Here is an 11,981-nt window from a genome sequence, read left to right as displayed (position 1 = left end):
GTCATTGCTCCTTGGCTTCGTTGCGGCCCAAGTGGAAGGCAGTGATGGCTGCGGCGAGCAGCAGCATCGAAGCCAGTTCGACCACCAGCAGGTACGGGCCGAACAGGCTGATGCCCACGGCTTTCGCGTCTACGGTGGTGTGGCCGATGGCCTGGCCGCTCTGGTGAGCGAACAGCACATACAGCAGTTCACCCAGCAGCAGGGCTGCGAGGACAACCGGGCCGAGCCAGATGCCGGGCTTGAGCCAGACGCGCTCCTGGGCGACCGAAGCCGGCCCCAGGTTGAGCATCATCACCACAAACACGAACAGCACCATGATGGCGCCGGCGTAGGCGATCACTTCCAGCACACCGGCGAACGGTGCGCCGAGGCTGAAAAAGGTCATGGCCACGGCGATCAGCGAAATGATCAGGTAGAGCAGGGCGTGCACGGGGTTAGTGTTGGTGATCACGCGAAGCGTGGACACCACTGCAATACCCGATGCGAAATAGAAAGCGAATTCCATCTTTCTTCCTTAAGGCAGCAAGCTCTTCACGTTGATCGGCTCGGCTTCGTTTTGTGCGGCGCCTTTTGGCTTACCGGCAACGGCCATACCTGCAACACGATAGAAGTTGTAATCAGGGTTTTTACCGGGACCAGAGATCAAAAGATCTTCTTTCTCGTACACCAGGTCCTGACGTTTGAACTCGGCCATCTCGAAATCCGGCGTCAGCTGGATCGCGGTGGTCGGGCAAGCTTCCTCGCAGAGGCCGCAGAAAATGCAGCGCGAGAAGTTGATGCGGAAGAAGTCCGGGTACCAGCGACCATCTTCGGTTTCAGCTTTCTGCAGGGAAATGCAACCCACCGGGCACGCCACGGCGCACAGGTTGCAGGCTACGCAACGCTCTTCGCCGTCGGGGTCGCGGGTCAGTACGATGCGGCCGCGATAGCGCGGCGGCAGGTACACCGCTTCTTCGGGGTATTGCAGGGTGTCGCGTTTGCGAAAGCCGTGACCGAACACCATCACCAGGCTTCGCAACTGGGTACCGGTACCCTTAACGATGTCGCCAATATATTTGAACATGGGTCAAATCCTCACTGAACCGCGGCAGCGGGCGTGTTCAACAACACGACGGCAGCCGTCACCAGCAAATTGATCAGGGTCAGCGGCAGGCAGAATCTCCAGCTGAAATCCATCACCTGGTCATAGCGCGGGCGCGGAATCGAGGCGCGCAGCAGGATGAACAGCATGATGAAGAACGCGGTCTTCAGGAAGAACCAGAAGAAGGCCAACTGCGGCAGGATGCCGAACGGACCGTGCCAGCCGCCGAAGAACAGCGTGACCAGCAGGGCCGAGATCAAGATGATGCCGATGTACTCACCGACGAAGAACATGCCCCACTTCATACCGGCATATTCAATGTGGTAACCGTCGGCCAGTTCCTGTTCCGCTTCCGGCTGGTCGAAGGGGTGACGGTGAGTCACGGCCACGCCAGCGATGAAGAAGGTGCAGAAGCCGAAGAACTGCGGAATGATGAACCACAGGTTCTGCGCCTGGTACTCGACGATGTCGCGCATGTTGAACGAGCCAACCTGCACCACGATGCCCATCAGTGCCAACCCCATGAACACTTCATAGGATACGGTTTGGGCCGAGGCACGCAAGCTGCCCAGCAGGGCGAACTTGTTGTTGCTCGACCAACCGGCGAACAGCACCGCGTATACCGACAAACCGGCCATGGCGAAGAAGAACAGCAAACCGATGTTCAGGTCCGCCACGCCCCAGGTCGGGGTGATCGGGATGATCGCAAACGCAATCAGCAAGGCGCTCATGGCTACCACCGGTGCCAGGGTGAAGATCACCTTGTCGGCAAACGGCGGGGTCCAGTCTTCCTTGAAGAACATTTTCAGCATGTCGGCAGCGATCTGGAACATGCCGAACGGGCCAACGCGGTTCGGACCGTAACGGTCCTGCCACCAGCCCAGCAGGCGACGTTCGACGAAGCTGAGCAGGGCGCCCGCGACGACCACGGCCAACAGGATCACGATGGCCTTGACCACCGAGATGATCACGTCAATTACTTCCGGCGTGAACCAAGTCATTGCGCTGCCTCCTGCAGACCGTCAACGGTTTTGCCGAAAATGGCAGGCGGAATACCGGCGATGCCTTTAGGCAGTGCAACCAGGCCGGCACCCAACTCATCGTTGATACGCAGCGGCAGACGCAAGGTCTGGCCGGCCACGTTGAGGCTGAGCAGGGCACCGTCGTTGACGCCCAGGCGGTCGGCTTCGGACTTGGCCACGGACACATAGGCGGCAGGAATGCGCTCTTGAACCGGCGCGGCCTTGGAAGAAGTTTCTTCGCTGCCGAACAGGTGGAAGAACGGCACGACTTGCCAAGTGCCCGGCGCCGGGTTGAACGGACGCGGTACCGCAGCGAACCAGTTCAGCGAGTCACCGCTGGTTTCGATCAGGCGAGTGCCCGGGTCGCCAGCGCGGATGTGACCACCGACTTCGTCCTGGAACTTGTTCCAGGCCTGCGGCGAGTTCCAGCCCGGCGACCAGGCAAATGGCACCTGCTGACGCGGTTCGGCCGAACCCGAATAACCTTCCATGGAGAAGGCAAACGCGGTGTCGTTGTCTTGCGGGGTACGTGGCTCGTGCACGCTGATGTCAGCACGCATGGCGGTACGACCGGAGTAACGCAGCGGCTCACGTGCCAGTTTCAGGCCCTTGATGCGGAACGCGGCAGAAGGCGCGGCATCCACGATACGAGCAAGCTGCGGCGCGCTGGCGGCGGTGGCAGCGGTCACGTGGTCGAGTTGGGTCCAGTCGATCGGCTGGTTCAGCAGGGTGGCGCGCAGGGCATGCAGCCAGCGCCAGCCTTCGTGCACCAGGATGCTGGCGTCCATGTACTTCGGATCGAACACCTGGAAGAAGCGCTGGGCGCGGCCTTCCTGGCTGACCAGTGTGCCGTCGCCTTCGGCGAAGGTGGCGGCTGGCAGTACCAGGTCGGCGCGGTCGCTGGTGGCGGTCTTCTGGTGGTCGGCGACGATCAGCACCTTGGCAGCATCCAGTGCCGCGTCAACCTTGGCGGCAGCGGTGCGGGTGTACAGGTCGTTTTCCAGCACCACGATGGCGTCGGCGTTGCCGTCGATCACCGCTTGCAGCGCCGCGTCCACGGACTCGCCACCGAGCATTGCCAGGCCCAGGCTGTTGGCTTCCGGCACCACCAGGCTGATGGAGCCATTTTTGTCGCGCAGCTTAAGGGCCTTGGCGATGTTGGCGGCGGCTTCGATCAGCGCCTTGGAACCCAACGAGGTACCGGCAATGATCAGCGGGCGCTTGGCCGCCAGCAGGGCGTCGGCAATGCGCTGAGCCAACTCGACAGCTTCAGCGTCCAGGCCTTCAACGGCGGGTGCGCTGGCGTCGAGGGCGTGGGCCACGGCGAAACCGAGGCGCGCCAGGTCGTCCGGCGCGGCGTGTACGCATTCTTCAGCGATGTCGTCGAGCTTGGTTTCAGCCAGGGAAGCGATAAACAGCGGGTTCAGCGCGTGCTGACCGATGTTCTTCACGGCAGCGTCGAGCCACGGCTGTACGCGCATGGCGTCGGCCATCTCTTCGGCCTTGCCTTTGACCGCCTGACGCAGCGACAGCGCGATGCGTGCAGCGGTCTGGGTCAGGTCTTCACCAAGTACGAAGATCGCATCGTGGTCTTCGATGTCGCGCATGTTCGGCACTGGCAGCGGGCTGTCGTTCAGCACTTGCAGGACCAGGCGGATGCGCTCCAGCTCGCCCGCTTCGATACCGCAGTAGAAGTGCTCGGCACCTACCAGCTCGCGCAACGCGAAGTTGCTTTCGAGGCTGGCGCGTGGCGAACCAATACCGACGATAGTGCGGCCACGCAGCAGGTCGGCAGCCTTATCCAGCGCGGCGTCCAGGCTCAGCTTGGCGCCATCGGCCAGCAGCGGCTGGCGCGGACGGTCTTCGCGGTTTACGTAGCCATAGCCGAAGCGGCCACGGTCGCACAGGAAGTACTGGTTGACCGAACCGTTGAAGCGGTTTTCGATACGGCGCAATTCACCGTAGCGCTCGCCCGGCGAGATGTTGCAACCGCTGGAGCAGCCATGGCAGATGCTCGGTGCGAACTGCATGTCCCACTTGCGGTTGTAGCGCTCGGAGTGGGTCTTGTCGGTGAACACACCGGTGGGGCAGACCTCGGTGAGGTTGCCGGAGAATTCGCTTTCGAGCACGCCGTCTTCAACGCGACCGAAGTACACGTTGTCGTGGGCGCCGAATACGCCGAGGTCGGTGCCGCCGGCGTAGTCCTTGTAGAAGCGCACGCAGCGGTAGCAGGCGATGCAGCGGTTCATTTCGTGGGAAATGAACGGGCCGAGGTCCTGGTTCTGGTGGGTACGCTTGGTGAAGCGATAGCGGCGCTCGTTGTGGCCGGTCATCACCGTCATGTCTTGCAGGTGGCAGTGACCGCCTTCCTCACAGACCGGGCAGTCGTGGGGGTGGTTGGTCATCAGCCATTCGACAACGCTGGCGCGGAACGCCTTGGACTCTTCATCGTCGATGGAGATCCAGGTGTTGTCGGTGGCTGGGGTCATGCAGGACATGACGATACGACCACGGGTGTCGTTCTCGTCGGTGTATTGCTTGACCGCACACTGGCGACAGGCACCGACGCTACCGAGAGCGGGGTGCCAGCAGAAATACGGGATGTCGAGGCCGAGTGACAGACATGCCTGTAACAGGTTGTCCGCCCCATCGACTTCGAGCGCTTTGCCGTCTACGTGGATAGTGGCCATGGTTCAAAGTTCTTCGTTGGCCCGTTGTCAGCGGGCGTGGCTAATGGAATCTTGTTATTCATGTGCATCTACACAGCCTTTGCGGCGTCAGCACATGAGAAAAGCGAAGGGCACGGACCCTTCGCTTCTTTAAGCTCTACGCACCGACCATGGTCGGTGATACCACCTGAGTGAGTTCGCCCGCGCGTGTTGGCGCGATGCCGGCTTCGAATTCAGGGCGGAAGTATTTGATTGCGCTGCCCAATGGCTCCACGGCGCCCGGTGCGTGAGCGCAGAAGGTCTTGCCTGGGCCAAGGAAACCGACCAGGCCCAGCAGGGTTTCGATGTCACCCTCGCGGCCTTCGCCATTTTCCAGGGCCATCAGCAGCTTGACGCTCCACGGCAAACCGTCGCGGCATGGGGTGCAGAAACCGCAGGACTCGCGGGCAAAGAACTGCTCCATGTTGCGCAGCAACGAGACCATGTTCACCGTATTGTCCACTGCCATCGCCAGGCCGGTACCCATCCGGGTGCCCACCTTGCCGATGCCGCCGGCATACATTTGTGCATCCAGATGCTCAGGCAGCAGGAAACCGGTGCCGGCGCCACCTGGCTGCCAGGCTTTCAAGGTGTAGCCGTCGCGCATGCCGCCGGCGTAGTCCTCGAACAGCTCGCGAGCGGTCACGCCGAACGGCAGCTCCCACAGGCCAGGGTTCTTGACCTTGCCGGAGAAACCCATGAGCTTGGTGCCCATGTCTTCGCTGCCCTCGCGGGCCAGGGATTTGTACCAGTCCACGCCGTCGGCGATGATGGCCGGCACGTTGCACAGGGTCTCGACGTTGTTCACGCAAGTCGGCTTGCCCCACACGCCCACGGCGGCAGGGAAGGGCGGCTTGGAACGCGGGTTGGCGCGGCGGCCTTCGAGGGAGTTGATCAGTGCGGTTTCTTCACCGCAGATATAACGCCCGGCGCCGGTGTGCACGAACAGTTCGAAGTCGAAACCGGAGCCGAGGATGTTCTTGCCCAGCAGGCCGGCTGCCTTGGCTTCTTCCACGGCACGGTTGAGGTGCTTGGCGGCGGTGGTGTACTCGCCACGCAGGAAGATGTAGCCACGGTAGGTTTTCAACGCACGGGCGCTGATCAGCATGCCTTCGATCAGCAGATGGGGCAGTTGCTCCATCAGCATGCGGTCTTTCCAGGTGTTCGGCTCCATTTCATCCGCGTTGCACAGCAGGTAGCGGATATTGATGGATTCGTCTTTGGGCATCAGGCCCCACTTCACGCCGGTGGGGAAGCCTGCACCGCCGCGACCCTTGAGGCCGGCGTCTTTCACGGTCTGGACGATATCGTCCTGGGCCATGTCGGCGAAGGCTTTGCGCGCTGCGGCGTAACCGTTCTTGGCCTGGTATTCGTCAAGCCATACCGGCTCGCCGTCGTCACGCAGGCGCCAAGTCAGCGGGTGAGTCTCGGCCGAACGCTTGATCAGGTTGGCCGGGCCGAAGGAAGTCAGGGTCATGGGTAGCCCTCGAGCAATTGGGTGACGCCAGCGGGCTGCACGTCACCGAATGTGTCGTCGTCGATCATCAACGCCGGCGCCTTGTCGCAGTTGCCCAGGCAGCACACCGGCAGCAGCGTGAAGCGGCCGTCCGGGGTGGTCTGGCCGAGGCCGATGCCCAGCTTGTTCTGGATCTCGCTGACCACCGACTCATGGCCACCGATGTAGCAGACCATGCTGTCGCACACGCGAATGATGTGGCGGCCAACCGGCTGGCGGAAGATCTGGCTGTAGAACGTCGCCACGCCTTCAACGTCACTGGCGGGGATGCCGAGGATCTCGCCGATGGCGTAGAGGGCGCCGTCGGGCACCCAGCCACGTTCCTTCTGGACGATCTTCAGGGCTTCGATAGACGCCGCGCGCGGGTCTTCGTAGTGATGCAGCTCGTGCTCGATGGCCGAGCGCTCGGTTTCACTCAAGGTGAAACGGTCTGTCTGGATAAGCGTGCTGTTCATGCTTAGCGGTCCACGTCGGCCATAACGAAATCGATACTACCCAGGTACGCAATCAAGTCCGCGACCATCTCGCCTTTGATCACCGAAGGGATCTGCTGCAAGTGGGCAAAACTTGGGGTACGAATCCGGGTGCGGTAGCTCATGGTGCCGCCATCGCTCGTCAGGTAATAACTGTTGATACCCTTGGTCGCTTCGATCATCTGGAAGGATTCGTTGGCCGGCATCACCGGGCCCCACGAAACCTGCAGGAAGTGCGTGATCAGGGTTTCGATGTGCTGCAGCGTGCGCTCTTTGGGCGGCGGCGTGGTCAGCGGGTGATCCGCCTTGTACGGGCCGGCCGGCATGTTGCGCATGCACTGCTCGATGATCTTCAGGCTCTGGCGCATTTCTTCGACGCGCACGATGCAACGGTCGTAGGCATCGCCATTGGCCGCCAGCGGTACTTCGAACTCGAAGTTCTCGTAGCCGGAGTACGGGCGCGCTTTACGCAGGTCGAAGTCGCAACCGGTGGAACGCAGGCCGGCACCGGTGACGCCCCATTCCAGGGCCTCTTTGGTGTTGTACTGCGCGACGCCGATGGTGCGGCCTTTGAGGATGCTGTTGTCGAGGGCGGCTTTCTGGTACTCGTCCAGGCGCTTGGGCATCCAGTCGATGAATTCCTTGACCAGGCGTTCCCAGCCGTTCGGCAGGTCGTGGGCCACGCCGCCGATGCGGTACCAGGCCGGGTGCAGGCGGAAACCGGTGATGGCTTCGATGACCTTGTAGGCGCGCTGACGGTCGGTGAAGGTGAAGAACACCGGGGTCATGGCGCCGACGTCCTGGATATAGGTACCCAGGAACAGCAGGTGGCTGGTGATGCGGAAGAACTCGGCCATCATGATGCGGATGGTGTCGACGCGGTCCGGCACCTTGATGCCGGCCAGCTTCTCGACCGAGAGCACGTACGGCAGGTTGTTCATCACGCCGCCGAGGTAGTCGATACGGTCGGTGTACGGGATGAAGCTGTGCCAGGACTGGCGCTCGGCCATCTTCTCGGCGCCACGGTGGTGGTAGCCGATGTCCGGGACGCAGTCGACGATCTCTTCGCCGTCCAGTTGCAGGATGATACGGAAGGCACCGTGAGCCGAAGGGTGGTTCGGGCCCAGGTTGAGGAACATGTAGTCCTCGTTGGTGCCGGAACGCTTCATGCCCCAGTCTTCGGGGCGGAAGCGCGCCGCCTCTTCTTCTAGCTGCTGCTTGGCCAGGTTGAGGCTGAACGGGTCGAATTCGGTGGCGCGGGCAGGGAAGTCCTTGCGCAGCGGGTGACCTTCCCAGGTCGGCGGCATCATGATGCGCGTCAGGTGCGGGTGGCCCGGGAAGTCGATACCGAACATGTCCCAGACTTCACGCTCGTACCAGCTGGCGTTCGGCCAGATACCGGTGACGGTCGGGATGCTCAGGTCGCTCTCGCTCAGCGCGACCTTGATCATCACATCGCTGTTACGTTCCAGCGACATCAGGTGGTAGAACACGGTGAAATCGGCGCCGCTCGGCAGGCCCTGGCGCTTGGTGCGCAGACGCTCGTCCACGCCATGCAGGTCATAGAGCATGACGTACGGCTTGGGCAGGTTGCGCAGGAAGGTCAGGACTTCGACGAGCCTGGCACGCGCCACCCACAGCACCGGCATACCGGTGCGTGTGGCCTGGGCGGTGAAGGCGTCAGGGCCAAAACGGTTATTGAGTTCGACAACCACATCCTGGTCGTCTGCCTTGTAAGGCGGGATGTACAGAGCACTGCCTGTAGTCATGGTTTTTTATCGCTTTCGGTCAACGTAAAGAATGAAGCCAGGTTTTCGTTCTATAAAAGAAGCGGTGCTGGATCAGACTTCGTCGGGGCTGCGCAGGTTGGTGACTGCGATTCGCTGTTCGCGGCGCTGTTCCTTTTGAGACGGCATCTCGGCGCGATAAACGCCTTGATCACCGACCACCCAGGACAGTGGGCGACGCTCCTTGCCAATCGATTCCTGCAACAGCATCAAGCCTTGCAGGAACGCTTCGGGACGGGGCGGGCAGCCAGGCACGTAGACGTCCACGGGCAGGAACTTGTCCACCCCTTGAACGACCGAGTAGATGTCGTACATGCCACCGGAGTTGGCGCACGAACCCATGGAGATAACCCATTTCGGCTCGAGCATTTGCTCATAGAGACGCTGGATGATCGGCGCCATCTTGATAAAGCAGGTCCCGGCGATAACCATGAAATCCGCCTGGCGCGGCGAGGCCCGGATAACTTCGGCGCCGAAGCGTGCGATGTCGTGGGGCGCCGTGAAGGCGGTGGTCATTTCCACGTAGCAGCACGAAAGGCCGAAGTTGTACGGCCACAGGGAGTTTTTACGCCCCCAGTTGACCGCGCCACTCAGCACGTCTTCCAGCTTGCCCATGTAGATGTTTTTGTGGACTTGGTCTTCTAACGGGTCGGAAACGGTTTCTCGTTCGCCGATGGGGTACTGCTCGTTAGGAGCATCCGGGTCGATCCTGGTGAGATTGTATTGCATTGCCAAAGCCTCATTGTTTCAGCTTCGCTTGCCGCTTGCGACGAGCTTCCGGAGCCCAGTCAAGGGCGCCCACTCGGAACAGGTAGACAAGACCTGCCAACAGAATTGCTATGAAAACGAGAGCTTCGACGAATCCGGTCCAGCCGCTTTCGCGGACGGACACAGACCATGCAAAGAGAAAGAGGGCTTCGATATCGAAGATCACGAACAACATCGCGACCAGATAGAATTTGGCTGAGAGCCGCAAGCGGGCGCCACCTGTAGGCAGCATGCCGGATTCGAACGGTTCGTTTTTGCTGCGGCCCCAGGCTTTTGACCCGAGGAGGCTGGACACGCCGAGCATGAAGGCGCAGAGGCCTACAACACCGAGAAGGAAAATGGCAAAGCCCCAGTTGTGGGCCATGAGTCCTGTCGCGTCGGTCATGCTGGAAATCCTTAACAGAGAGCAAAGGTCTCTGAGCTCGAAAAAGTAACGATGCAGTGACGATATGTCGCACTGCAATCAATCGCGGTGATTTTATGGCTAAACACCGGGCAAGTAAAATTCCCAGGGCGAAATTATTCGGTGGAATAAGCACATAGTGCACCTTCTTGGGGCTGTAGCCCTTGTGGTGTGGGCATTAGCGGGCTTTTCATCAATTATGTTTTGTTTAAGCTGTAACGAAGTTTTCGGGTGCCAAATGATAATGAATATTGTTTGCGAGGGGTGTAAGCGAGTGTTTCTCATGTGGCGCGGGAAGTTACCGTTACTTGCTTGAGTGTCGCTTAGTTGTCGCAACGGTTCTTTTAACCGATCGGATGTGCGCGGATACCGCTCTGGATCAATGTTTTTAGTAAAAAACTATGGATAGGGCGCGGTCAATGTGGGAGCTGGCTTGCCTGCGATGGCGGCGGATCAGCTGAAACACCTGCCTCTGACCCACCGCCATCGCAGGCAAGCCAGCCCCCACCATTGATTTTCGGTGATTCCTAGGCAAAAAAAACGCCCCGAACCAGTCGGGGCGTGATTGTTGCGCGGCACTGCTGTTAGGTCTTCCGTGGGGCCGCAGTGGCCGTGTACGCGGTACTTAGTGGAACTGCTCTTCTTCGGTCGAACCGGTCAGCGCGGTCACGGACGAGGTGCCGCCCTGGATCACGGTGGTCATGTCGTCGAAGTAACCGGTGCCCACTTCCTGCTGGTGCGCCACGAAGGTGTAGCCTTTGGCGGCGTCAGCGAATTCCTGCTCCTGCAGCTTCACGTAGGCCGTCATGTCGTTGCGGGCGTAGTCGTGCGCCAGGTTGAACATGCTGTGCCACATGTTGTGAATGCCGGCCAGGGTGATGAACTGGTGCTTGTAGCCCATTGCCGACAGTTCGCGCTGGAACTTGGCGATGGTCGCGTCGTCCAGGTTCTTCTTCCAGTTGAAGGAAGGCGAGCAGTTGTAGGACAGCAGTTGGTCCGGGTATTCCTTCTTGATCGCTTCGGCGAAGCGACGGGCTTCGTCCAGGTCCGGCTTGGCGGTTTCGCACCAGATCAGGTCGGCGTACGGCGCGTAGGCCAGGCCGCGGGCGATTGCCTGGTCGAGGCCGGCGCGCACTTTATAGAAGCCTTCCTGGGTACGCTCGCCGGTAACGAATGGTTGGTCGTACGGGTCGCAGTCCGAGGTCAGCAAGTCTGCCGCGTTGGCGTCGGTACGGGCCAGGATGATGGTCGGTGTGCCGGCAACGTCAGCGGCCAGGCGGGCAGCGGTCAGCTTCTGCACGGCTTCCTGGGTCGGTACCAGTACCTTGCCGCCCATGTGGCCGCATTTCTTCACTGACGCAAGCTGGTCTTCGAAGTGCACGCCGGCAGCGCCTGCTTCGATCATGCTCTTCATCAGCTCGTAGGCGTTGAGTACGCCGCCGAAACCGGCCTCGGCATCAGCCACGATTGGCGCGAAGTAGTCGATGTAGCCTTCATCGCCTGGGTTCTTGCCGGCTTTCCACTGGATCTGGTCGGCACGACGGAACGAGTTGTTGATGCGCTTGACCACGGTTGGCACCGAGTCCACCGGGTACAGCGATTGGTCGGGGTACATGGATTCAGCGGAGTTGTTGTCCGCTGCCACTTGCCAGCCGGACAGGTAGATCGCCTGGATACCGGCTTTTACCTGCTGGACTGCCTGGCCGCCAGTGAGGGCGCCCATGCAGTTGACGAAATCTTTGTCGGGACGGAAAGAAGGCTTGGCACCTTGGGTGACCAGGTTCCACAGCTTCTCGGCGCCGAGTTTTGCAAAGGTGTGCTCAGGTTGGACCGAGCCACGCAGGCGGACGACGTCAGCAGCGGAATAAGCGCGGGTCACGCCTTTCCAGCGTGGGTTTTCAGCCCAGTCTTTTTCAAGGGCTGCAATTTGCTGTTCGCGTGTCAGTGCCATGGGGAAAAACCTCGTCGCGTCTTGTTTGAAGTATCCGTTTGCCAGCCCGGCATTCGTTGCCTGGGTAGGGTTGCTCGCTGACCAGAAGCTTTGGTGTTCAAGTCAAATCTGACGGAGGTAGGCGACGGTATGAACGATGGGGCTCAAGGGGGAGTTGAGCAGGTAAGGGCAAACTGCGAACGGTCTTCGGGCGTCGTGGGCCTTTGTACGATCCATCAGTGTGTAGCCGGGTTACCTGGTTGGCTTCCGTCCCTCGGGACAACTTCGTTCCA

At 60.8% G+C, this 11,981-nt stretch carries 10 protein-coding genes; all 10 read right to left on the bottom strand.

The annotated features are described in order from the left end of the window. Position 1 precedes the first annotated feature (1 nt). Positions 2 to 505: an NADH-quinone oxidoreductase subunit J gene (gene nuoJ, locus ACP7CZ_RS01195; RefSeq protein ID WP_003174726.1), complete on the bottom strand. Its 504-nt coding sequence runs from the start codon at positions 503 to 505 to the stop codon at positions 2 to 4. A 9-nt stretch (positions 506 to 514) separates the two neighbouring features. After that, positions 515 to 1,063, bottom strand: coding sequence for an NADH-quinone oxidoreductase subunit NuoI (gene nuoI / locus ACP7CZ_RS01190; protein WP_003174725.1), 549 nt, complete (start codon positions 1,061 to 1,063; stop codon positions 515 to 517). An 11-nt stretch (positions 1,064 to 1,074) separates the two neighbouring features. Then, a complete protein-coding gene (gene nuoH, locus ACP7CZ_RS01185; protein ID WP_003174724.1) occupies positions 1,075 to 2,082 on the bottom strand; it encodes an NADH-quinone oxidoreductase subunit NuoH in 1,008 nt (335 codons plus the stop codon). Continuing rightward, positions 2,079 to 4,793, bottom strand: a complete 2,715-nt coding sequence (gene nuoG / locus ACP7CZ_RS01180; protein ID WP_294196261.1) for an NADH-quinone oxidoreductase subunit NuoG — start codon at positions 4,791 to 4,793, stop codon at positions 2,079 to 2,081. The genes nuoH and nuoG overlap by 4 nt, the downstream gene beginning before the upstream one ends. A gap of 136 nt (positions 4,794 to 4,929) precedes the next feature. Continuing rightward, positions 4,930 to 6,288, bottom strand: a complete 1,359-nt coding sequence (nuoF, locus tag ACP7CZ_RS01175) for an NADH-quinone oxidoreductase subunit NuoF (protein ID WP_057974910.1) — start codon at positions 6,286 to 6,288, stop codon at positions 4,930 to 4,932. Further along, on the bottom strand, positions 6,285 to 6,782 hold the full coding sequence (gene nuoE, locus ACP7CZ_RS01170) for an NADH-quinone oxidoreductase subunit NuoE (protein ID WP_003174721.1): 498 nt from the start codon (positions 6,780 to 6,782) through the stop codon (positions 6,285 to 6,287). The genes nuoF and nuoE overlap by 4 nt, the downstream gene beginning before the upstream one ends. Positions 6,783 to 6,784: 2 nt before the next feature. Next, positions 6,785 to 8,569, bottom strand: a complete 1,785-nt coding sequence (gene nuoC, locus ACP7CZ_RS01165; protein ID WP_003192111.1) for an NADH-quinone oxidoreductase subunit C/D — start codon at positions 8,567 to 8,569, stop codon at positions 6,785 to 6,787. Positions 8,570 to 8,641: 72 nt separating this feature from the next. Beyond that, positions 8,642 to 9,316, bottom strand: a complete 675-nt coding sequence (locus tag ACP7CZ_RS01160) for a NuoB/complex I 20 kDa subunit family protein (protein ID WP_003174719.1) — start codon at positions 9,314 to 9,316, stop codon at positions 8,642 to 8,644. 10 nt (positions 9,317 to 9,326) lie between these two features. Continuing rightward, a complete protein-coding gene (locus tag ACP7CZ_RS01155) occupies positions 9,327 to 9,740 on the bottom strand; it encodes an NADH-quinone oxidoreductase subunit A (RefSeq protein ID WP_003192109.1) in 414 nt (137 codons plus the stop codon). Between the two features lie 643 nt (positions 9,741 to 10,383). Continuing rightward, a complete protein-coding gene (aceA, locus tag ACP7CZ_RS01150; protein WP_003174717.1) occupies positions 10,384 to 11,709 on the bottom strand; it encodes an isocitrate lyase in 1,326 nt (441 codons plus the stop codon). Positions 11,710 to 11,981: the final 272 nt, after the last annotated feature.

The sequence above is a fragment of the Pseudomonas sp. DWP2-2 genome, assembly GCF_049897065.1.
GTDB lineage: Bacteria > Pseudomonadota > Gammaproteobacteria > Pseudomonadales > Pseudomonadaceae > Aquipseudomonas > Aquipseudomonas paracarnis.
This window is presented reverse-complemented; position numbering and strand designations above follow the sequence as displayed.

Excerpts from the sequence above, each read along its gene's own strand:
- nuoJ (WP_003174726.1), bottom strand. The coding sequence starts at position 505 with ATGGAATTCGCTTTCTATTTCGCATCGGGTATTGCAGTGGTGTCCACG.
- nuoI (WP_003174725.1), bottom strand. The coding sequence starts at position 1,063 with ATGTTCAAATATATTGGCGACATCGTTAAGGGTACCGGTACCCAGTTG.
- nuoH (WP_003174724.1), bottom strand. The coding sequence starts at position 2,082 with ATGACTTGGTTCACGCCGGAAGTAATTGACGTGATCATCTCGGTGGTC.
- nuoG (WP_294196261.1), bottom strand. The coding sequence starts at position 4,793 with ATGGCCACTATCCACGTAGACGGCAAAGCGCTCGAAGTCGATGGGGCG.
- nuoF (WP_057974910.1), bottom strand. The coding sequence starts at position 6,288 with ATGACCCTGACTTCCTTCGGCCCGGCCAACCTGATCAAGCGTTCGGCC.
- nuoE (WP_003174721.1), bottom strand. The coding sequence starts at position 6,782 with ATGAACAGCACGCTTATCCAGACAGACCGTTTCACCTTGAGTGAAACC.
- nuoC (WP_003192111.1), bottom strand. The coding sequence starts at position 8,569 with ATGACTACAGGCAGTGCTCTGTACATCCCGCCTTACAAGGCAGACGAC.
- ACP7CZ_RS01160 (WP_003174719.1), bottom strand. The coding sequence starts at position 9,316 with ATGCAATACAATCTCACCAGGATCGACCCGGATGCTCCTAACGAGCAG.
- ACP7CZ_RS01155 (WP_003192109.1), bottom strand. The coding sequence starts at position 9,740 with ATGACCGACGCGACAGGACTCATGGCCCACAACTGGGGCTTTGCCATT.
- aceA (WP_003174717.1), bottom strand. The coding sequence starts at position 11,709 with ATGGCACTGACACGCGAACAGCAAATTGCAGCCCTTGAAAAAGACTGG.